This is a genomic window from Carnobacterium gallinarum DSM 4847 (assembly GCF_000744375.1).
GTDB classification, from domain to species: Bacteria; Bacillota; Bacilli; order Lactobacillales; family Carnobacteriaceae; genus Carnobacterium; species Carnobacterium gallinarum.
Map to the genome: position 1 here is coordinate 98,557 of NZ_JQLU01000002.1, position 21,554 is coordinate 120,110.

General features: G+C 33.7%; 20 protein-coding genes. 16 read left to right on the forward strand and 4 right to left on the reverse strand.

The annotated features are described in order from the left end of the window. Positions 1–30: 30 nt before the first annotated feature. From BR43_RS00800 to BR43_RS00865, 14 genes are all read left to right on the forward strand, one after another. Entirely contained in the window at positions 31–351 is a 321-nt protein-coding gene (locus tag BR43_RS00800; protein WP_034558449.1) for a hypothetical protein, read from the forward strand. 15 nt (positions 352–366) lie between these two features. Then, entirely contained in the window at positions 367–765 is a 399-nt protein-coding gene (locus BR43_RS00805; protein ID WP_034558366.1) for a DUF961 family protein, read from the forward strand. A 16-nt stretch (positions 766–781) separates the two neighbouring features. After that, entirely contained in the window at positions 782–2,218 is a 1,437-nt protein-coding gene (locus BR43_RS00810) for an FtsK/SpoIIIE domain-containing protein (RefSeq protein WP_034558373.1), read from the forward strand. A gap of 359 nt (positions 2,219–2,577) precedes the next feature. Next, the gene (locus tag BR43_RS00815; protein WP_034558375.1) at positions 2,578–3,879 is read left to right on the forward strand and encodes an XRE family transcriptional regulator; all 1,302 of its coding nucleotides are present in this window, start codon (positions 2,578–2,580) and stop codon (positions 3,877–3,879) included. Positions 3,880–3,892: 13 nt separating this feature from the next. Continuing rightward, positions 3,893–4,378 (forward strand): antirestriction protein ArdA, encoded by a 486-nt coding sequence (locus BR43_RS00820; RefSeq protein WP_034558377.1) that lies wholly within the window; start codon positions 3,893–3,895, stop codon positions 4,376–4,378. Next, positions 4,375–4,749: a hypothetical protein gene (locus BR43_RS00825; RefSeq protein WP_034558378.1), complete on the forward strand. Its 375-nt coding sequence runs from the start codon at positions 4,375–4,377 to the stop codon at positions 4,747–4,749. The genes BR43_RS00820 and BR43_RS00825 overlap by 4 nt, the downstream gene beginning before the upstream one ends. A gap of 4 nt (positions 4,750–4,753) precedes the next feature. After that, positions 4,754–5,773, forward strand: coding sequence for a conjugal transfer protein (locus tag BR43_RS00830; RefSeq protein WP_034558380.1), 1,020 nt, complete (start codon positions 4,754–4,756; stop codon positions 5,771–5,773). Then, positions 5,774–6,112 (forward strand): TcpD family membrane protein, encoded by a 339-nt coding sequence (locus tag BR43_RS00835; protein WP_034558382.1) that lies wholly within the window; start codon positions 5,774–5,776, stop codon positions 6,110–6,112. A 2-nt stretch (positions 6,113–6,114) separates the two neighbouring features. Next, positions 6,115–6,804, forward strand: coding sequence for a TcpE family conjugal transfer membrane protein (locus BR43_RS00840; RefSeq protein ID WP_034558384.1), 690 nt, complete (start codon positions 6,115–6,117; stop codon positions 6,802–6,804). A gap of 14 nt (positions 6,805–6,818) precedes the next feature. Next, positions 6,819–9,341: an ATP-binding protein gene (locus BR43_RS00845; protein ID WP_034558386.1), complete on the forward strand. Its 2,523-nt coding sequence runs from the start codon at positions 6,819–6,821 to the stop codon at positions 9,339–9,341. A 12-nt stretch (positions 9,342–9,353) separates the two neighbouring features. Beyond that, positions 9,354–11,135 carry a CD3337/EF1877 family mobilome membrane protein gene (locus BR43_RS00850; protein ID WP_034558387.1) on the forward strand — a complete coding sequence of 594 codons (1,782 nt, stop codon included), beginning with the start codon at positions 9,354–9,356 and terminating at the stop codon, positions 11,133–11,135. After that, positions 11,122–12,159 carry a lysozyme family protein gene (locus BR43_RS00855; protein ID WP_034558389.1) on the forward strand — a complete coding sequence of 346 codons (1,038 nt, stop codon included), beginning with the start codon at positions 11,122–11,124 and terminating at the stop codon, positions 12,157–12,159. The genes BR43_RS00850 and BR43_RS00855 overlap by 14 nt, the downstream gene beginning before the upstream one ends. A gap of 75 nt (positions 12,160–12,234) precedes the next feature. Continuing rightward, a complete protein-coding gene (locus BR43_RS00860) occupies positions 12,235–13,620 on the forward strand; it encodes an ISNCY family transposase (RefSeq protein ID WP_034558391.1) in 1,386 nt (461 codons plus the stop codon). Between the two features lie 224 nt (positions 13,621–13,844). Next, positions 13,845–14,237 carry a hypothetical protein gene (locus tag BR43_RS00865; RefSeq protein ID WP_169741004.1) on the forward strand — a complete coding sequence of 131 codons (393 nt, stop codon included), beginning with the start codon at positions 13,845–13,847 and terminating at the stop codon, positions 14,235–14,237. A gap of 53 nt (positions 14,238–14,290) precedes the next feature. On the opposite strand, the gene BR43_RS00870 is transcribed toward BR43_RS00865, so the two are convergent. From BR43_RS00870 to BR43_RS00880, 3 genes are all read right to left on the reverse strand, one after another. Continuing rightward, a complete protein-coding gene (locus BR43_RS00870; RefSeq protein ID WP_034558395.1) occupies positions 14,291–14,848 on the reverse strand; it encodes a hypothetical protein in 558 nt (185 codons plus the stop codon). A gap of 213 nt (positions 14,849–15,061) precedes the next feature. Continuing rightward, entirely contained in the window at positions 15,062–16,642 is a 1,581-nt protein-coding gene (locus BR43_RS00875; RefSeq protein WP_051933764.1) for a primase C-terminal domain-containing protein, read from the reverse strand. 356 nt (positions 16,643–16,998) lie between these two features. Next, complete coding sequence (locus tag BR43_RS00880; protein WP_034558397.1) at positions 16,999–17,328, reverse strand: hypothetical protein; 330 nt, start codon at positions 17,326–17,328, stop codon at positions 16,999–17,001. Positions 17,329–17,699: 371 nt separating this feature from the next. On the opposite strand from BR43_RS00880, the gene BR43_RS00885 reads away from it, so the two are divergent. Further along, a complete protein-coding gene (locus BR43_RS00885) occupies positions 17,700–18,662 on the forward strand; it encodes a ParA family protein (RefSeq protein ID WP_034558399.1) in 963 nt (320 codons plus the stop codon). Continuing rightward, on the forward strand, positions 18,662–19,126 hold the full coding sequence (locus BR43_RS00890) for a hypothetical protein (RefSeq protein WP_034558401.1): 465 nt from the start codon (positions 18,662–18,664) through the stop codon (positions 19,124–19,126). Before BR43_RS00885 ends, BR43_RS00890 begins: the two co-directional genes overlap by 1 nt. A gap of 1,484 nt (positions 19,127–20,610) precedes the next feature. Here the strand turns inward: BR43_RS00890 and xerS are convergent. Then, on the reverse strand, positions 20,611–21,554 hold a 944-nt coding region (gene xerS, locus BR43_RS00895), incomplete at its 5' end, for a tyrosine recombinase XerS (protein WP_211252886.1).

Here is a 21,554-nt window from a genome sequence, read left to right on the forward strand (position 1 = left end):
TTTTTAATAAAAAAGAAAGAAGGAATAAAGATGTCCAATCGTGTCACAAACATTGTCTTAAAGGACAACCAGTTAGGAAGTAAAATCAAAGCAACGGTTAAAGAAGAACGAGAAATTTATGTAGAAGGAAAACGGATGCCTTGTCGCATTTTTACAGCTTCTTCTGCTCTTCATCCTGACTTTGAAATCATCGTTCCTAATTTACGAAACTCACTACGTTTTGAAGGTCGCAAAGAAATAGAGCTGCGTGAAGTTACACTTGTTCCTAGTGCCAAACGAAATAATATTGGAACAGCAAGCCGCTCACTTGAATTACAAATTTTTGCTAAACAACTGCTGACACTGAACTAGAAAAGGAGAAAAATTATGAGTTTAAAATTTGAAGACAATATTGTTAAAGATTTTGATAAACGAAGAACGTTTGGAAAATTATTTTATTTGAATAGCCAAAAAATTTATGAAACAGATACAGAGGGCAACCGAACAGATTTTGTTCGAGAACAACGGATCACTGTCTATTCCGAAGCTAAAAATGACCAAATTGATATCACTGTCCCTGAAACTGTTGATACCACACCTTTCTCTTATGATGATGAAGTAGAACTCACAGGAGAAGTAACTGCACTTGCTTGGCTTTCTTCTTATACTGGCTATAATGATTCAATTCAGTCAGAACAAGCCTTCAAAATTCGAGCAGAATCACTAATAAAAGTAGAACCAGTTATTGTAAAGCAGGCTAAAGGAGATCAAAACTCCAAAAATTAATTGAACGGAGACAACTATGAACACATTCTTTCATTATCGTGGGCGTAGAATTCGTCCTCTGCATCTATCTATTTATCGTACCTACCTTCTACTAACTTGGTTTCCTTTTCTATTATTTGCTGGTTACTATAGCTACCTTTTTATCTATCCATTAATCCTAATTATGCAGCAAAGACAAATTATTGATTGGTATGCCCTCTTGGTTCCCATTGGAGGGCTTTTTTTGATAATCTTTTTGCCTTTGTTTCTTCTATTCATGGTTCGCAGATTTTCCTTTTTGAAGGGTGGCTTCTTCTATCGAGTCTACCAACGGCAAATGTTAGCTCGTCTCTTGAAAAGCAATGGATTGTATGAGAAAACGGAACGGAAATCAAAAGAACCCACAACTGAGAAGGTAATTTTTCCGAAAGTTTATTACCATAATACTAAGGAAATTCTTTATTTGACAGTTCCTACAGATGGGATGAAATGGCATGACCGTTTTCAAAAAATTGCAAAGACCTTTGAAGAAATGTACATTGCTGACTTCATTGAGGAACAAAAAGAAATGGGCTTCACCACCTATTTATTGATGATTGATGTCATCAGTAAGCGAATTGGAATTGAAGATTGCTTAGTAACAAATGGACAAGTCAAACTCATGGATGGCGTTGTATGGAACTATTCCGAAGTGCCTCACATGTTAGTAACTGGCGGCACTGGCGGCGGAAAATCTTACTTTCTCCTTACCTTAATTCATGCACTTATCCAAGTTGGAACGGTAGATGTTTGTGATCCAAAAGAAGCAGATTTAAAGGATTTAGAAAGTCTGCATTTATTTAAAAATCATGTGTTCTACGGAACCAGTTGGATTACTAAATGTTTAAAGAACGCTGTAGAAGAAATGAATCGACGGTATGTTTATATGAAGGCTCTCCCTAACTATACAACTGGGAAAAACTTTTCATATTATGGTATTCCTCCTTACTTTATTATTGTTGATGAGTGGGCAGCCTTTTTTGGTACCTTAACCTATAAAGAACAGAATGAAATTCTGCGTTATGTAAAAGAGCTTGTTCTAAAAGCACGACAAGCAGGTGTTTTTCTAATATTAGCAACCCAACGTCCCGATGCAGATAACTTTGGTGGTGGTGTACGTGATAATCTTTTATTTCGTGTTAGCTTAGGAAAGTTATCAGAACAAGGTTACTATATGACTTTTGGATCAGATCAAAAAGGAAAAACTTTCATCAATAAACGAATTAAAGGCAGAGGCTACTGTGATAGTGGTTCAGGAGTTCCTCGTGAATTCTATGCCCCTCTTGTTCCTAGAAAATATGACTTCCTAGCAGCTCTCCAACAAATTGGTTCTATGCAAACTTTAAATATAAAAGAACTTTTACAGGAAATGACTTCTGAGGAAATTAATGAAGCACATTCGGCTTTTGAACTTTCACAGAAAAAATTAGAGTGAGATAAATCCCACTATATCAATGAAAAAAGGGAAAGGAAAAGTGTTATCTTTCGTTGCCTCAGCGGATGGAAGAAGCTGATACTAACCGCTTCGTTATGAACAAGGTTTCCTTGTGAAAGCCGCACACTTTGGTGTGTGGCGGTAGAACGATAAGGAGTAGGCAGGTTTCCTGACTATGACTGTGCGTGGTCAGGGCGAGCATTGCTCGCTCTGACCTGTTACCCCCAATTAATAACATGGGGGTAACTTTTTACAAGAAAGACAAAACGGTGATCAAAATCCCTTAAAGAAAAGCTTTTCTTTAAGATTAAAGCTGTAAACAGTTTTCATTGATTTTGTGAACATAAGGCAGGTGATCCATGAACAATCAGGAAATAAAAATTTTACGAAAGCGACTACATTTAACACAACAACAATTTGCAGAAAAGCTTGATTGGAGTAAATCTTATCTTTCTATGATTGAAACGGGAAAACGTACAGTCACAAAAGAATGTATCACAAGGATACGAAAAACATTTTATTTGGAAGGTGGCGTTTTACCAATGGAAGCCAAAATTGATTTTCTTCGGATTCGCTTTAAAATCAATTCTCCCTTTAAAGTGATAGAAAAAATACTTCGAATGAATTCAGATGCCTTTATTTATAAAAACTATGGCTTCAATCATTACACTGAAACGTACTGTTTTAGTGATATTTTTGTTTTCACTAATCCAGAAAATCTAGATATGGGCGTGATGATTGAACTTCGTGGTCAAGGTTGTCGAGAATTTGAATTAATCCTTGAGGAACAGGAAGAGACGTGGACCACATTCTTTTGGCGATTGTATCAATCGGATGTTTTTGGCGAGGGCTTAGTGATTGATACTAAGATTACTCGAATTGATTTAGCTTTGGATGAACACCTTTCTCTTCTCTATCCCAATTACGATTTATTTGAACTGAAAGAAAAACTCGAACAAGGCTTAGTTGATACTACCTTTCGTAATTTTGATTTTACTGGAGGCATTGTGGTTAAAAATGGGCAACTAATTAATAAAGGACTCTCTCTTTATTTTGGTTCCAGACAATCCCCTTTCTATTTAAATTTCTATCAAAAGGATTACGAATTAGCAAAAAAAGAAGCGATATCTGTTGAAATGGCTCGGCAAAAATATGGGATTAAAAACCGCTATGAAATCCGTTTAGCTGATGAAAAAGCTTATTTATTTGTTGAATATTTTCTTTCTACTGGTGAAACATTTGAGTGGATAGCTAAAGAATTAATTGACACTGCCATCAAGGTTTATGACTGTGACCGTAATGGCTCACGTACTCACTATAGTCAAAACTGGCGTATGGTCATTGAAAGTATGCAAGAACTGCGTTTAACCATGAAAGGTGAAAAACCCAATTATGAAAAAGCTCTTCGATGGCTTTCAAATTATCTAGCTCCAACATTAAAAAAAATTTGGATCATGGATCAAACATTTGGCACAAATGAATTAATGTCTCGAATCCAGAAAGCAGAGTTAAAAGAGAAAGATCAAGAAGAACTAGCAAAATTAACAACGACCATCAAAGAGCTATTAGTACAAGAAGCCCCCCAAGAAAACACGTCCCCTTCTGTCACTGTCACACAAGAAGAAGTCGAGCAACTATTAGCACAATTTTTATTTAATTGAGAGGTGAAAATTTATGATTGACCTGTATATTAAAAATCCTAAATCCCACAATGGACGTTGGTTTGAACTCCCTATCCTATGGGACATTGTACAAGAAAAGTTAGAATTAGAAGATGAGCAAGAGTATGAAGTAAATGATTATTCATCACCCATCAAATTATTCAATTTTGAAGATTTTGAATACATGAATGAAGTTGCTGAGCAAATGAATGAACATGCAGGACATGAAGCCATCAAGTATTTAGAAGAATTAATCGATTATGGTTTTTATAATGACTTACTAGAGGCATTTGAAAGTATTGATGATATTCAAGTCTATTCTGATTGTTACTCTTACAAAGAGTATGCCGAACAACTGGTGGATGATCTTGGCTATCTATCTGGTGTACCTGACTTAATCAAGTGGAATATTGACTATGTCGGAATTGGTGAGGACCTACGCCAAGATGGTCGTCTCTATCAAGCAAATGATAGTACCATTATTGAGGTATTATCATGAGTCAGGAATATCTCAGAAAAGAACTCAAAAAATATGGCTTTTTCTATTTAGAAGGGCAAATTCCTGAAAGACAAGCTCGGCAATTTCTCACTGTAAAAAAACTAACTCAACGAGAAAATCTGGTTTTTATTCCTAAAAAAGAAGTCTGTTTTGAACGAATGCTATCTAAGTATACAAGTCTCTATATTGAAGGGTTAGAACGCTATAGTGATTCTGGTGTTTATCTCGGCTATACCTATAACTTTTATAAAGCTACTTATCTCTTCAACTCACAACCTAGACGTTTAAAAATTTATGGCACACAGCTTTCAGCAAGAGAACTCCTTTATCAATTAAAGGGATTCTCTTTTTTAAGAATCGAAAAGGAGTAAATCAATGAAGTTTATCAAAGAAAAAAAGACGCCTACACCTACTTTGCCTAAAGAAGAGAAAGTAGCAACTATTAGAACAACTCGACTCTTCTTTCTACTAGTGACACTTTTTCTAATCATAAGTGGTCCCATTGGCTTTATCAAATCAACACAAATGCAAGGATTGATTCGCAAAGAACAAATGATACTAACAAAAACCATTCAGAAAGAATTAGAAAAAAATATAAATACACCTGTTACATCAGAATTGTATAAACAGTTTCTACAACCTTTCATCACAGCTTACATTAATATTCCTGCCGAACAGCAAGCATTTGAAAAACGCTTTACTTCACTCCAAGAGACCTATTTCACGATAACACTCGAAGAAGAAAAAAATACAGGCACTGAACGAAAATTGCTCTCTTCTGATTTTTATGATCTAGTCAACGAAAATGGACAATTGGTGGCTCAGTACCGTATTTCCTATGAAATCACTGCTCCAGTTACAAAAGAACGAGATGTAAAGAAAAAGGAAGGTGATAAAGAAGTAGTTATCAAAGAAAAATATATTGATTACGAGAAAATTGAAAATCAGGCATTGTTAAATATTCATTTTACACAATTAAAAAATCAATCCTTTAAAGTGACTGCTTATCCTTATTTTACTATTGAACCTTCACTAACTTCACAAAATGGGCAATCACAAATGCTAGATATTTCTCAATACCAACAAGTCGATAACAAAGAAGAAAAAACCGTTATCAGCTTCATTCAGTCATTTCTCGATAAATATGTATCTGCTTCATTGGAAGATATGGCATTTATGATGAAAGAACCAGAAATACTAACAGGTAATTATCAGATAAGCAACAGCCAAATTGAACCCTTTTTCAAAGACAAACAACTTTTTGCCTTTGTTACATTTGATGTTATTGATGGTGAAACAAAAATAGGACACAAAGAAACTATGACTTTATTGTTGAAACAACGAGAAAGCACTTACTTTATTGAAACAATCCATCATTATTTAGGAGGAATTTAAATGAAACAAAAGAAGATCACACAATCTCCTCAGCAAAGACAACTATTAACTGTCAAATTGACAACAGTATTGAGCAGCCTCTTATTCTTTTTCTCTTTGTCTCCAGTAGCCTATGCTGATGCAAATGCTAAAGAAGCAAGTAACTATATCTTGAATGACTGGATTGCGCCAATTTTTGGGGTAGTAGTTGTCTATTTAGTCATCAAAGAATTTATGAATTCAAAATGGATTCAAGGTTTTGCGATCCTCTTTTTTGGCGGTATTATTTACGCAGTTATTAAAGACCCTACAAGCGTTCTTAATTCACTTTCTAATCTAAAAAGCTATTTCGGGTTATAGTCATGAATAAAGAAAAGCAGCTATTAGATTATAGGGAACCCTTCAATGCGCCTTATATGATTCGAGAAATTGCCAAAAACGTTCACTTGCCTTTTGTCGTTTATGCACAGGATTTCACAGTCGCAACAGTCAGTTTTGCGATTGTGTTTAGTGCTCTCTTGATACTTTTTGGGATGAATCAATTGGTAGTTATGATTTCTCTGGCTATTCCTTATGGTTTAGTGCAGCTATTTAACCGAGTTGAGCCAGACGGAAAGCGAGCAGATATTTTTTTGAAAGATTATTTTCTCTATCTTCTTACCTTTGTATTTGGGCATAAATCGCTCTATCATGAACAACTTCACTCATTTAAACAAGAAAAAGTAATTTATGATCGCTGCACTATTGAACAGCTTTCCATAAAAAAAGAAGGAGAAGCAAAAATGAATACATTAGATGTTGACCAATTGAAGCAAGAAATAAAAGATAGTATTGTTCCAGAACTAATCCATGAATTTGAATCACTAAAAGCTAAAGAAGAGGGTTTCTATGAGCTATTTGAAACAGATGATGAAGTATTATTAATGAAAAAGACACTCTTTCGACAATTTACAGATGAGGTTATTCCAATGTCAGAAGTTCCTAAATTAATAGAACAATATCAGTCATTAATCAAGCAATCCATTCGTAAACGAATCACTAGATTGTTATAGAAAGGTGGAAAAAAATGAAGTTTAAGCAACCATTCCATAAGGTTTATCATAATTTATTGCTTACTACAGCGAATGAAGTCTGGGCATATTTTACTTGCCCTAGCGATTATATTTTTGGTCAAAATAAAGAAATTCAAGAAAAGCACAAACAAAAATGGAATCAATTTTTACAAAGCTTACGCCGCTTTGAAGACTTTGAACTATTTCTAAATCCGCATTCCTATAATCTTAGTGAGCGGCTAGCTGCTTTCTCCGAAAATTTTGATGAACAAGCAGAATTAATGGGAGATAGTTTAGTTGATCGAACACTTTCCGAATTAGAAAGTCAGCTTCGAGTCCTCACAACAGAAAAATTTTATATTGGGGTTAAGCTTTCTAGTTTATCTTCTGCAACATCTGTAAAAGGAAAAGCTATGGAAGTGGTTGACTATTATGCTGGAAAACTATTATCCCTTAACCACTATCACCTAACTGTTGATGAAGATTTTTTAAAACGATACCGTTCAATTGAATCAGAAATCTTTCAACTCGTTGGAACGGTTAATGGACGTAGGCTTACTGAACAAGAGGTGCTACAAGCTTGCCGTTATCCTTATGTACGTGGAATGAAGACTTCTTTTGATCTTGATTTTGTGGGAAATAGCAGCTATTCATTAACAGATACCATTCTTGATCCTACAGAAGAACAAGGCTTATTAAAGCTAAGAAGCTCGGAAGGAACTAGCTACATTGCACTGCTTCCTATTCATAAATTTGCCCCTAATTTGGCATTCAATCATGTAGCAGAAGTGGTGCAAAGCCTCCCCTTTCCAGTGGAGTTTCGACTCAAAGGGCATTTTGAACCCTTAAAAGGTGGTAGAGGATTAAAAGGAAAGTCTTCTCGTGCCGCCAAAAGGTTAAAAAATAGCGCAAAAGAAACAGTCTCTATGGGTGATGCCGAAATGAAATCCAGCCGTTTTAATCGTTATGCTTTAACCGACCTAAACAATAAAATAGATTTAAGAGTCCCTGTCATTAAATGGCTGGGACTTTTTGGTATCTTTGGACAAACACCAGAAGAATGTCGCAGTCGGATTCGTACTGTCATTTCTTTATGCCAATCTCGAAATGTAGAAATTGTAAAAGGATTAGCCGATCAAGTTTTTCTCTTCCATCAATTTTTAGCTGGTAACAAACTAGGACAAGAAAAAAATTGGCTTCACTATACTACAGTTGAAGGTATCAGTGAAATGTTATTAGGTGTTGAAAATCGGATTGGTGATAATGTAGGAATTCCTATTGGTATGGTCTCGGAATTGAAAAATACTAGAAACCTAACTCCAAAAGAGGTTGCAAAAACTAGCCGAAAACCTGTTTTCTTTAATCCAGCTATTGGGAACCAAAATGATATCGCCGATAAAAAGGCCAATAGTCCGCACATTGCCATCACTGGACCCACTGGAAATGGAAAATCCTACTTGGCAAAGTTTATTTTCTTCCTTTCAGTTTTAATGAATGGAAAAGGTTTGTATGTTGACCCTAAATCTGAGTTCTTTGATTGGATTATGGAGGTTATCAATCATCCACTTTATCAAGAAAAATATCCTGATACTTGCGCTTTCATTCAACAGCACTTCCATCAAGTACGACTTGATCCAAATAAAACCAGTAACAAGGGTGTTCTTGATCCCTTCTGCTTTATTCCTAATCGAGTAGCCGCAAAAGATATGGCTCAAGATTTATTTGAAGAGCTTTATGACTTTACTAGTGCTAGAGAGAAAAAATCAAGATTGGCAATGTTAGAAGGAATAGAAACTGTATTAAAAAGAAGAGATCAAGGCGAACGAATAGGATTACTTCATGTGGTCGACTTCATGCTGGAGAGTACACATGAAGAGGTTCGAGATACAGCCAGCTTAATAAAAAAATCAGTACAGGGTTCTATTTTAGAATTAGCCTTTAGTTATGGTGAAAACAAAGGGCTGAATCTCACCAATAAAGTCACTGTCCTAGAAGTCTTAGGTTTAGAAATGCCTCGTGCAGAAACACTTAGCAGTGACTACAGTGCTACACAGAGAAAGTCTGTCATGTTGATGATGTCTATAGGAAAATTCTGTGAACTTTTTGGTTTGCGTGATCGAGAAGAAAGCACTGTTGTTCTATTCGATGAAAGTTGGATTTTTAATTCTTCTAAAAATGGACGTGCGATTATCAAATCCATGCGCAGAGTTGGTCGAAGTTTCAATAATACTCTTATCATCGTTACTCAATCTGTTAAAGATACAGCAGAAGAAGATGACACAGGAAACTTTGGACGAATCTTTGCTTATGATGACAAAGATGAACGTGAAGAAATTCTTCGCCATTTAGGATTAGAAATAACCAGTGAAAATATAGACTGGTTAAAAAACTTACCCAAATACCATTGTCTTTATTTAGATTTACGTGGTCGTGTTGGGAAAATGCTTGTCTACTGCCCTTATGAAGAAATTCATCAAATGCTGCAAACGGTCAAAAAAAATACAAGTGCAGATGTGGAAACGACCTTTAGCGCTTAGAAAGGAGCTGCTATGTTACTAAAAGATTTGTTTGATATTGATAGCTTCCAATCTTTTTTTGAAAAAGGCGGTTGGTTTAGCATCAATGAAAATTTACAAAGTGTTCTAAATGCAATGCTCAATATTGCCTTTGGATTAATCAAATACCTTGTTCTGGCGTTAGATTATGTGATAGATAAACTCTTTAGTTTAAATTTATTAGAAGGGGTGTTACCTGATTTATTCTCCACTACTGGTGCTATCTACAATAAATTATTCAGTGTTGTAGGAATTCTCCTTTTTACGTTTGTGATTGTTATTTCAGTGAAAGACTTTTTTGAAAAAGGAATTAGCAAAGCGTTCATTCGGTTTGGTATTTTTACTTTAATTTATGTTGGAAGTATGACCTTCTTTTCGGATGGTGCCAACAAAATCCAAGAAGTGAATACACTATCTCAAAATGTTCAAGGACAGTTAGTTGATTTAACAAGTGGTAGTCTAATAAAAGGAAATGGCAATATCTCAGAAAATTTACTTGGATCAAATCAACAATTAGATGGAACCAGCAATATCCGAAATCTCATTTTTGATGAATTTGTCATTAAGCCTTATGCGTTACTTAATTTTGGGAAAACTGACTTATCAAAAGATCAATTTGAATCCTATCTTGTTAAAAGCAGCGAGACATTTGATCAAAAAAAGACAGACGAAATTGCAGATAAAATAAAAAAAGACTCCGAAAAAAATTCTTATCTTACCTCAGATCGTATGACAGAAAAAGTTTCTGTTTTATTAAATACATTTATTATGCTGATTGTGATTGGAACAGCTGTACTAATCATTGGGGTTGCAAACATTTTAATCCAGCTATTAATTTACGGCATTCTGTTTCTCTTTCCCTCACTACTATTTTTAGCTTTGATTCCAAACATGCACCATCTATTAAAAAATGGCTTCATGTTATTAGGAACACTGTTTGCTTCAAAAATAGGGATTGGATTCGGCTTTGGTCTCCTGTTCTCTATTCTAAATTTGCTAGATTCCTTTTTTGTTGTAACAAACATTGTCACAATGATTGTTGGACTGTTTGTAAAAGTTTTGTTAGGTCTATTCATTTGGAAAAATAAAGGACAAATCGTTCGCTCACTTACCAAAGGAAAAGCAGAGTTAAGAGACTTTTCTTTCAATCCAAAACAAGCCCTTCAAGAAAGACAACAGCAACGAGCACAAAAAGAAGATCAGCAAAATCGCTATGCTGAACAAACCTATAAAACACAAGCCGCAGAAAATGATTACCTTCGTTCAGGAGTAGAATTGGATCACGCTTATCGTCAAAATGAACTACAGGATAATTTATTAGTGCAAGCTGGTGAGGAAAAAACTTCTCTTGATGAAACAGTAACACCTTTTGATGAACACCCAATGGAATCCAATGAAGAAACGCTCCCTATAGATACTTTTCATGCAAAAGATTCAGAAGAATCACCCAACTACCCTGTTGAAAATGTATCAGTCTTTGAAACAAGTACAGAACCGTTTATAACAGAAACTGTATTACCAACGGAAGAAGTTGATGATACGTTAGTTGCTCCAAGCCCTTTAGAGGAAGAAATTAAAGCTCCTGTGGAACAAATTATTGAAAATACAGAGATAACGAAGACTATAGAACATGTTTCTCTCGAAGAAACTCCTTCATCACCTACTCCAGTAACACAACATGAAGCAAAACAACTTGAAAAAGAAATTAGTCATTTAAGACAGGAAACCTATAGCACTCCAGAATTAGAAGAGGAACAGCTCTATGAAAGCACGTAATTTATCTCTTTTATTACTAGCAGGTTCCTTTTTTATATTTTTCATGCTTATTGCTGGAAGTGACTCTTCAACTACACATTCTGGTTCAGAAGAAGGACAAAACCTTCCAGAAGCAGTGCTTCGTTGGAAAGACAAAGTCACAAAAGAAGCTACTAAAAATGAAATTCCCGAAGCAGTTCCTTATTTATTAGGAATCATTATGGCAGAATCAGGGGGAAATTCAGAAAAATATCCTGATGTTATGCAATGTTCTGAAAGCCAAGGAAAGCCACCAAATTCAATTCAAGATCCAAATGAATCCATTGAAGTTGGCATAAAATATTTTGCTGATATGTGGAAAGGACACCGAGAATACGATGTTTTAAATATTGTACAAGCATATAATTTTGGAGGTGGCTTTCTAAGTCGTTCAGGTAAGAGCTACTCTCTGGATCGTGCGATTCAATTTTCAAAAAATCAAGCAGGTGGAAAAACAGTCACTTATACTAATCCTATAGCTGTCAACTTAGGCTATGATTATCGTTATACGTATGGCAATATGTTTTACGCTCAAATTGTTAAACAGTACATCACTTCTACTTCCAGCAATAATAGCCAAGAAAATTCAGCTATTGTAAAATCAGCACTTAAAGAATTAGATGAAGGAACACATGAGGGAGGGATGAAGTATTGGCAATGGTACTACTTCAACGGACGTGTTGAATGGTGTGCCATTTTTGTTTCTTATAATGCTGAAAAAGCTGGCGTTAAAATGGAACGGTTTGCTTATTGCCCAACAGGTATTGAAAATTTTAAAGCTAAAAACCAATGGCAGGGGAAAGGAAATTTGCCTAAAAATGGCAATATCATCTTTTTTGATTGGGATGGTGATTCTGTTAGCGACCATGTAGGAATCGTGGAGAAAGTAGAAAATGAAGTTGTTTATACAATTGAAGGAAATTCAGGAGATAAGATTGCTAAACTAAGTTATGAAAAAAATAGCCCTTATATTATGGGGTATGGAACACCTATCGTTCGAACATGATAATGTCTTAATGTAATCGAAGCACAAAATGTCCCTTCGTGATAAAATCAAACCATGAAAAGGATAATACTAACAATGAATGAAGATAAGAAATATAACGTAATAAAAGCTGTCACAGAAAAAAGAAAAGATAAGAAGAGAGCTTGTGTTGAACTAGATCTCTCGATCAGACAAGTCAATCGATTAATCCAAAAATATCAAGAAGGAGGAAAGGCTGTTTTTTCACACGGCAATAGAGGAAAAAAACAGATGCATGCCGTACCGGAGGATGTAAAAAAACAAATCATTGGGCTTTATCAACAGTTTAATATAAAACCGAATGTGAAGCACTTTACTGAAATATTAAAGGAGGATTATGCGATCTGTTACACCGATACAACGATTCGAAATATTTTATACCTAGCGAATATTATCTCACCTAAAACACAAAGAAAGACACGAAAAAAAATAAAAGCTCGAATCAAAGCACAATCAATGAAAGCAAAGACAAAGCTTGATAATCCACTGCTTCCAAGAGCCGAAGATCAACTGGCTTCACCCGAAAAAATCCATCCTAGCCGCTCTAGGAAAAAATACCAAGGAGAGCTGATTCAAATGGATGCCAGTTCATACAATTGGTTCGGGAACGACGTCACCCATCTTCACTTAGCGATTGATGACGCTTCTGGGGATATCGTTGGTGGGTATTTCGACACGCAAGAAACGCTCAATGGCTATTATCATGTGCTCCATCAGATCCTCCGTAACCGAGGGATTCCTTTAGCTTTTTTAACCGATAAACGAACCGTTTTTGACTATCAATCCAAAACCAAGAAAGTCGTTGAGGAAGATACCTTCACGCAATTTGGTTTTGCCTGCCATCAACTCGGTATTGACATTCGTACCTCCTCTATTCCACAAGCGAAAGGCCGTGTAGAACGATTAAACGGCACGGTTCAATCACGACTTCCTGTAGATTTAGAATTAGCAGGGATCCAATCTATTGTGGAAGCCAATCATTTTTTAACAAAATGGATTCAATCATTTAACAGGAAGTTTGGTAATAAGACGAAGGAATCAATCTATGAGAAGGCACCTACGAAATCAGAGATGAATTTATTATTAGCACGAGTCGCAAATAGAAAAATCGATAGTGGGCATCACATTCGGTATCAAAATAACTACTATTTACCGACGGAGGGTAGCGAAGATCAGTACTTTACACGCGGATCAAAAGCCCTCGTTATCGAATCCTTTAACGGCGAAATCTATGTAAATATCGCTGAAAAAATATACACAACAAGGAGACTGAAAGAACATGACGACTATTCAACAGAGTTTGACCCGATTCCAGAGCAAAAAAAAGAAAGACGCCAGTATATTCCCCCACAATCTCACCCGTGGAAACTAGAGTCTTTCAAAAGATATCTTCGCAGCATCGGAAAAACACTCGAAGAATACGAAGCTGAACGAGCAGCTTAACACTCATTTTACCAAATACGGTCACATTAATGCAAGTTTTTACGAAGGAAAAGCTTGCATTAATGTGAGCTTAAGGTTTAGGACATTTTACCTTTCGCTTGACATGTATAAATATATACGGTCTTCAACAAATTAAATTTTTAGAAAAAAAACTATTTCCAGTCAATCAGAAAGAAATAAGAAGTCAGGAATTTATCTCCACTGTCTTTTTAGCTTATAATAATATGATTTGCCAAGCTGTATATGTTAAAAATTACACTCAGGGTTTTAAATATTTAAAGCAAGCACTTAAATTTGAGAATAGAGAAATTGAATATTCGTCAAAAATACAGTTCCTATTCCTTGAACAACTTCTGTATTGCCAATTATACAAAGCACACGACAACCACAAAAAAGAAATAGAAGCGTACCTTAAGGCTTATAACTTTGCTGAACTTGTCGAATCTCTCGGTGATACAAAGCAAAGTAAGATCATGTATCATGACCTAGAACAAGTTAAAGAAAATAAAGACATTATTTCTCCAGGTGATCCGAGTCTCATATTCGATAAACCTACTCAACAGGACAGTGAAGTTAAATTGTATTTAAATAGCCTTCCACCAAGAAAAATCAAATAATACATTACAGCTAGCAACCAATAAATTTCATTTATATTGGTTGCTGCTTTCGTTTATTTTCGAGATAAAACTTCTACAAAAACTACAGAAACCTCCACAAACGTATCTTCATCACTTAAAATCCCTGTTACCCATCCAGGTAATGTTCTCCCCATCGTTACATACAACTCAATCATAACCTTCAAAAACTCATCTTTTTTACTTTTTTCACTAGCTTTTTTTAATCGACGTACAAAATCTAAAAAACGAATCTCTATCTCGCTACCTGCAACGTCAGCTTTAACACTCTCAGCTTCCCTAGCAACCTTCTCAGTCAATTGTATCCCCTCTTCAGCTAGAAACGTCTTATTTCCAACTTGATTAACCAGGTATTCTGATTCTAAACGAATCAGCTTATTATAAACCTCGTCAATTGTAAAATCACCTAATGCAGCAATCCCTACAAAAAAATAAATTGGATACTTCTCTATCCCCCACTCACGCTTAAACCAAGTGGAAATCGTTGATTGCGGGATTCCTGTTGCTAAACAAAACTCTGATAAATTCATTTTCAACTCTTCTTTTAAAAAAATTAACACCGGATGTTTACCCAAAATAAAATCTTTTCCCATTCCCTTGCCTACCTCTCTATCTTAGAATTACAAACACTTTGCGATATAATTATCGCAAGCTCTATTTAAACTCTAACATAAATCATAAACAACGCAAACAATAAAATAAACTCATACTCTTAAAGTATATCTCTAAATAGATCCCTAATGCTTGGTTAGAGAGAAGTGCGTATATAAGATATATTAAGTAATTGGCAGACTGGCTCTTTTAATTTAACTTGTATCTAGTTCTGATAATTCCATCTGCATCGTTCTCACAGGCTGTTCTGACGCATCTTTTAGGAAATTAGCCACAACGCTACGGCATTTTGGAATTAACTCACAAAGCGCTAAAACTAATTTTTCTGCTCTTTCTTTTTTATTGTGGTAGATTGATTGAATCAGCATAGCCCTGGTAGTCAAGTATGTTCGACTTGCTCGCCCACGTGTGGTTTCTGTAAATAGTTCCCCACGTTGTTCCAGGTCCTTTAGTAATTCCTTCAGTGTTGATTTCGGAATTCCAATTCCTTCTTGAATCGCAGCATAGGTGGTTTCGATAACCATTTTATCCGGAGTAACTTGTTTGTTAATCCACTCAAAAAGGTCCTTCTGCCATTCGTATTTATGAACTCGTTGTCTCTCTGTCCGTGCTTTTTTATGCTTATGCCATAAACTTCTATGCACTTTTCCATTTGTTTTAGTTTTTAATTCTTTCATGTGATCTGATTTGACCCATTTATGGATTAAAGCATTAATGTGATCCTTGTGTGCACCTTTGTATTCTCCGCTATAGGCATTTATTACCGTTCTTTCAAGTTCCATGTACTCAAGGGGGCTTGTTAAATTAATATTAAATTCTTCCATCATGTTTAATGCCTCCTGAAATGTTAACCCCGAACTGTAACATGCCAATGACATTGTTAATACTGCATTGTTTCTTCCCAAATCTTGGCCAGCACCACAATCAATTTCATTTGCATTGATCAATGCTTTAAACCAAGCAGCATTAATTTGTTTTCCGTATTTTTTTATACGTACATTATTTTTGCCATCAGCAACTGCAGCAATATTATTCTCTTCAACACAATTTTTGGCATAAAACATGGACCATTCTTGTAAGTCATCAAAATAATATTGAAACTCCGGATTAAAACTAACAATATTATCAGAATTCGGCGTTCTAAAAATACCGAAATTGTTACAACCAACGTCCACACAGTTCATTTTCTCAGCAAATGCTAACTTAATGCTACGAGAAATCGCTCTTGCTGTTCTTAAAGATTTATAATTATTGGCACTCGATACAAAACTCGGTTCTTTTAGTGAATAGTAAAAGTGATACCCTTTTGTTGTTTTCAAAACTAGTGTAGGTACATAGTAAAAGCCTGCTTTAAAAGTATTTTCAATGATTTCGTTAACTGATGCTCTCTCATAAGCTGATTTGAAATCAATATCGACAACAAAACAGTTGATTTGGCTTAGATTGTATTCTTTATGTCCTTTTACATAGAGCCTAGTCTCATCCGTATATCCACCGTAACTAAATATATTTGGAGTCCAATGGGTAAATTGATCTCTATTTTCTTCTAGTGCTTCAAGTGAAGTCAATACAATGCCTCTTGCTGCTTGCATGTTTTCCTTTGTTCTGAAACCAAAAATAGCACCCTTTTTATTTTTATCTTCCTGAAAGTTCAATGAATTGTATTTACTATTCTTAACTTTGTAGCGTTTTAATCCACCATTTAGAATTAGTTCTTGAACTTTAATCGGATCTATTTTGATTGCTGCAGTATTAGGTTCTGCTATAGTTTGCATTATATTTCACCTCCAGTTAATCAACAAAAAAAGAGAGAGCACTAGTACTAGTGCTCTCTCTTTCGTCATTCCAAACTGTTATGCTAATTCCCAGCGTGAAAACACACTTAAATAAGCCTTAAAAGGTTGAATTTTCCTTGAAAATTTGGTATAATAAATTATCAGAAACAGGCTCCAACCTGTTTCATTCAAAATAAAATACTAATTTTTATGGGACGAGAATGAACACATAGCTTTCGTATGTGATTCAGAATGTATTAGAGGGACCAAGCTCTTATACTTTCCGTCTCTTTTTTTGTATCAATCATACCTAAACTTTTTTAAAATGTAAATATTTTTACATTTGATATATGCTTTTAATTCAATTCAAGTGCATTGGCACCCTTTAATCGAAATCTATCAATTTCTTCTGGAGTATTTAACTCAGAAATCATTTTTTTTATTTGTTCTAACTCAAATGAATGGTTTAAAAGGAGTGGCTCATATTTACTAAAAACCATATCTTCAAATCTATCCAATGCTTCAGTACCAAAATTTCTAGTTCCGTTGTCAAACTCTCTAACATAACTAGATGCTAATCCAATTGCTTTAGAAAGTTCAATTCGACTAATATAATAGTTATCGATTAGAAATTTTAGTACATAACGATTATACTCATTTCTAAATTCTTTAGTACCCTTTTCCATATAACCTCTCCTTGTTGTCACTTGTAACAACAGTTCTTAAGTAACATAATACCACCTTTTTTTTACATACTCAATAGATATTACTTTTTTTTTTCACTGTTTTTGTTTTTATTTTTGAAAAAACCCTTTAAAATCAATTAGTAATATATTGTATTACTATTTAAAATACATTATTAATAGTAATACAATATATTTTATTACTAAATACTATTCAGAAAACCCTTATTTATAAACTTTTATTCACTTAGTTGTTGATTTCGACAACGTTAAGTGGTATTATATTGTAGTAGTATTATATGTATATTTTTAATAGTAATATATTAGTCACATTTTTGTATTACCTTTATATTTCTTTAAGGAGGAAACTTACTATGGCAGTAGGAATTACAGTTGCAGCAAACAAAGGTGGGGTTGGGAAAACTCTTATCACACTAAATCTTACCGGTGCTCTTAGAAAATCATTTCCAAATGCTCGTATACTAGTTGTTGATACAGATGCACAGGGGAATACAACAAAATCATTTAGAGTTAAACTGAAGAACGATCAAAACACTATATACGATGTTTTTATGGGAACAGCCACTGTTGAAGAAGCCATTGTTACAACATATGACAATCAAATTGATGTATTACCAGCAAATGCTGATAACAACTATTTAGAGTTTGACAAAATGGAAGTCTTTCGTGATACAATTCTAGAATGGTTTATATCATTAATTAAAAAGTTTAAAGATAACATTTCAGAATTAATGACCCTCGAGGGATTGAAAAAAAAGATGAACAAGAACATTGACCCTAGCTCAAATTACTTTAACGCTCTGGAAGGTGCTTTTGATAAGGTTGAGCATGATTATGACTTTATTATTTTTGATACTCCTCCTGAACTTAAACAAGTAACGTCGTCAGTGTTGTCAATTGCAGATGTTGTATTGGTTCCTTATGAACCTGATTTGAATGGTGTAGATGGTGTAACACACCTAATATCACGAGTAAACACACTAAAGGATAAATATAATCCTAGTTTGAGAATTGGTGGTGTTTTGGCAAATAAAGTTTATAATACAAATCTACACGCTAAAATGATTAATGCCATGATGAAATACACCAACAGAAATAATTATCACTACTTTGATTCTGAAATCCCTAGATCTATTACATTTGCTGATAAGTTAGTACGAAACGGTATGCCCATTACTATGAGCGCACCAGAAAATAAATTTTCTCAAAATTTTTACAAGTTACTAAATGAAATGAATCAGTTAGGATTACTTTCAAAAGAAGGAAATGTTCTTGAAATTCCTAATCAACTATATAATGATAAGGAGGAAGAATAATGCCAAGAAAAAAGAGTAAACAATCAGCTAGTGGTGACTTTGACTCAGCTTTTGACGACGATTTAGATGACATTCAGACCCCTGTAGATAGTCTTGGTGAAGACTTTATAGAGCCTAGTACTAATGTCCCTGCAGAAAAACCATTAAATATTTCTACAAAAAATGACATTTCTAACAAATTTGGTTTAAAAAAAAATAGCAACCTTTCTGGTACTGAACTAGTCCCAAGAACATATAAAGTTGAAAGAACAACAGTAGATAGATTAGAAAGCCTTGTATATAAAGATTCAAGAAGAAATAAAAAAATTCCTGGAACTAAAGGATTTATCTCAGATTTTATTGAGAATGCGATTTGGCAACATCTTTTCCAATTAGGTTTAGCTACTGAAGATGAGGTCAATTCACACCTTAAAGATTACAGTAAATATCCTTTAAATTTGAATTTAGAAGATGAACAAGACTAAGAATTTAATTATTCTTAGTTTTTTTAATCTTCTATTAAACACTATTACTTGCATATTACTTTAAAGTAATCCGCAAGTAATATCCAATTCTAATATCATCGATTGCTCGCATCATATATTACCTTTGTATTTCTTTTAGTCATATTATATATTACTATATTCAAAACCTTGGTATAGCTTACTTTCGAAAAAAATATATTAGCCATATAATGTATTACCTATATATTACTTTTAGCAATATATTATATTGTATGTATGTTAAATAAATTTTATTTAGTCATACAATATATTACCTATATATTTCTTTCTACGTATAAAAAATCTTACTAATGGTAATAATTAATTTAGAAACAAGATATTCCACTTATTAAGGCAATTTTATAGATAATAAGAATCTAAAAATCCACACCCATTGCCTAAAAACAAGTGGTTATACTCCAAGCCATTTTCATTCTTAAAATTACTTAGTACTTTATTTCTAAGACCAGTTCCTTATCATTAGCTATACCTAAGCTGTTTGTTTATTACATAAGTCATACTCGCATTCCTAATCATCATTAAAATACGTCTTAATATTTTTTTGTTCTAATACCACTATCCATAATCCAACTTTTCTTAATAGTAATTCTAGTGTATGCTTCTATTTATTAATAGACGTTTGACAAATAGAAAGTCACCCTAACTTTATTAGCATTAAAGCAGATTTACTTTCTATTATCTTAAGTCATATTATCTATTACTTTTATATTACTATCTTAAACTGCGTTGGTACTACTTTCTTACAAAGATAATATAGTAGAAATATAATATATTACCTTTATATTTCTTTTAGTCATGTACTAGATTTATATGTATTTAAATCTATTTTCTTTAGTGGTATAATCTATTACTTTTTATATTACTATATTAAAATTCATTGGTATTACTTGCTTACAAAGGTGATATAGTAGAAATATAATATATTATCTTTATATTTCTTTTAGTCATACACTAAGTTTATGTGTATTTTAATCTATTTTCTTTAGTGGGTATAATATATTACTATATTAAATGCTTGGTATTAATTGCTTACAAAGGTGGTATAGTAGAAATATAATATATTACCTTTATATTTCTTTTAGTCATACACTAGATTTATATGTATTTTAAATCTATTTTCTTTAGTCATGCTATCTATTACTTTTATATTACTATCCTAAAATATAATGTTATCACTTACTTCTGATGATAAGCTATTAGCCATAAAATATATTATCTTTGCACTTCTTTTAATTAAATGACGTATGGTAACATTTAAAAGAGAAAATATTATTATTCAACTTGATATTTATGTATTAGTGGAGGGGGAACAATGTTCAAATCCCTTCCTGAAGACCCAATAAAGTCAGGAAAGGATTAACTTCAATTTACTTAAATCTCACCTAACTACTAAAATCATACACCTAGAATTAAGTAATTAACATTTAGCAAAAGGACAGCAATTGTTATTCAATACTATTCATACTATCTCGCTGCTCATCGTCAATAATGTGTATATATAAGGCTGTTGCTGAAAGAGAACTTTGTCCTAACTGATTACTAACTGTCATTTGATTTTTTGTTACCTGGTAAAGCTTAGTAGCAAGAGTATGTCGCATTTTATGAGGTGTAACACGAGTTTTAAATTTAGTTGAATATTTAGCTACCATTTTTTCTATTGTATCTGTCTCAATTCGTTTAGCAGTTTTTTTGTAAGTAGTTAAAAATAATGCTTTCTCATTTTTTTCTGGAGCATATCTCTGTGTACGTACAGTTAAATAATTATCTAAATAGACCATAGCAAATGGTGCAATAATTACTGAATCTTTTTTTCCACCTTTTCGAATAACAGAAACTGTATTAGTGGCCAAATTTAAATCATTGATATTGATGTTTGCTGCTTCAGAAACTCGTAATCCAGTACCTAAAATAAGAGCATTAATCGCTAAGTCACGTTCAAGTGATTTTTTGTAGTAGGGGAGTTGCTTAAGGCTAATGGATTTAGGATAATCATATTCAATAAAGTTTAAATAGCCCATAGATTCATCACCCAGAAATAGTTTCTCTTTAATAGCCGCAGCTCTGCTAGAAAATGTCTCATTTGTCTTTACTGATTTAACTTTTAACATTACATTACGATCAAAATAAGAATTTCCATCTTCTTTTTCTGTTTCTGTAGTTAAATAGTTGAAAAGAGAGGAGAGGCTGGCCATCGTTCTTTTTACAGTATTGTAAGAAAGAGCTTCATTAGTATCAGAACTATTTAATTTTTGTCTAGAGAGAAGAGAAGACTTAAATAATTCAACATCTTCTTTTTTTAAATTCTCTAAAGCAGAGAGAGGGACTAAAGAAATTTTTTTCTTCTTTAACAATAGCTTCCGATAGAAGCCAATTAAAAAATCTACGATAC

Coding starts and splice junctions, on each gene's coding strand:
- BR43_RS00800 (WP_034558449.1), top strand. CDS start 31: ATGTCCAATCGTGTCACAAACATTGTCTTAAAGGACAACCAGTTAGGA.
- BR43_RS00805 (WP_034558366.1), top strand. CDS start 367: ATGAGTTTAAAATTTGAAGACAATATTGTTAAAGATTTTGATAAACGA.
- BR43_RS00810 (WP_034558373.1), top strand. CDS start 782: ATGAACACATTCTTTCATTATCGTGGGCGTAGAATTCGTCCTCTGCAT.
- BR43_RS00815 (WP_034558375.1), top strand. CDS start 2,578: ATGAACAATCAGGAAATAAAAATTTTACGAAAGCGACTACATTTAACA.
- BR43_RS00820 (WP_034558377.1), top strand. CDS start 3,893: ATGATTGACCTGTATATTAAAAATCCTAAATCCCACAATGGACGTTGG.
- BR43_RS00825 (WP_034558378.1), top strand. CDS start 4,375: ATGAGTCAGGAATATCTCAGAAAAGAACTCAAAAAATATGGCTTTTTC.
- BR43_RS00830 (WP_034558380.1), top strand. CDS start 4,754: ATGAAGTTTATCAAAGAAAAAAAGACGCCTACACCTACTTTGCCTAAA.
- BR43_RS00835 (WP_034558382.1), top strand. CDS start 5,774: ATGAAACAAAAGAAGATCACACAATCTCCTCAGCAAAGACAACTATTA.
- BR43_RS00840 (WP_034558384.1), top strand. CDS start 6,115: ATGAATAAAGAAAAGCAGCTATTAGATTATAGGGAACCCTTCAATGCG.
- BR43_RS00845 (WP_034558386.1), top strand. CDS start 6,819: ATGAAGTTTAAGCAACCATTCCATAAGGTTTATCATAATTTATTGCTT.
- BR43_RS00850 (WP_034558387.1), top strand. CDS start 9,354: ATGTTACTAAAAGATTTGTTTGATATTGATAGCTTCCAATCTTTTTTT.
- BR43_RS00855 (WP_034558389.1), top strand. CDS start 11,122: ATGAAAGCACGTAATTTATCTCTTTTATTACTAGCAGGTTCCTTTTTT.
- BR43_RS00860 (WP_034558391.1), top strand. CDS start 12,235: ATGAATGAAGATAAGAAATATAACGTAATAAAAGCTGTCACAGAAAAA.
- BR43_RS00865 (WP_169741004.1), top strand. CDS start 13,845: ATGATTTGCCAAGCTGTATATGTTAAAAATTACACTCAGGGTTTTAAA.
- BR43_RS00870 (WP_034558395.1), bottom strand. CDS start 14,848: ATGGGAAAAGATTTTATTTTGGGTAAACATCCGGTGTTAATTTTTTTA.
- BR43_RS00875 (WP_051933764.1), bottom strand. CDS start 16,642: ATGCAAACTATAGCAGAACCTAATACTGCAGCAATCAAAATAGATCCG.
- BR43_RS00880 (WP_034558397.1), bottom strand. CDS start 17,328: ATGGAAAAGGGTACTAAAGAATTTAGAAATGAGTATAATCGTTATGTA.
- BR43_RS00885 (WP_034558399.1), top strand. CDS start 17,700: ATGGCAGTAGGAATTACAGTTGCAGCAAACAAAGGTGGGGTTGGGAAA.
- BR43_RS00890 (WP_034558401.1), top strand. CDS start 18,662: ATGCCAAGAAAAAAGAGTAAACAATCAGCTAGTGGTGACTTTGACTCA.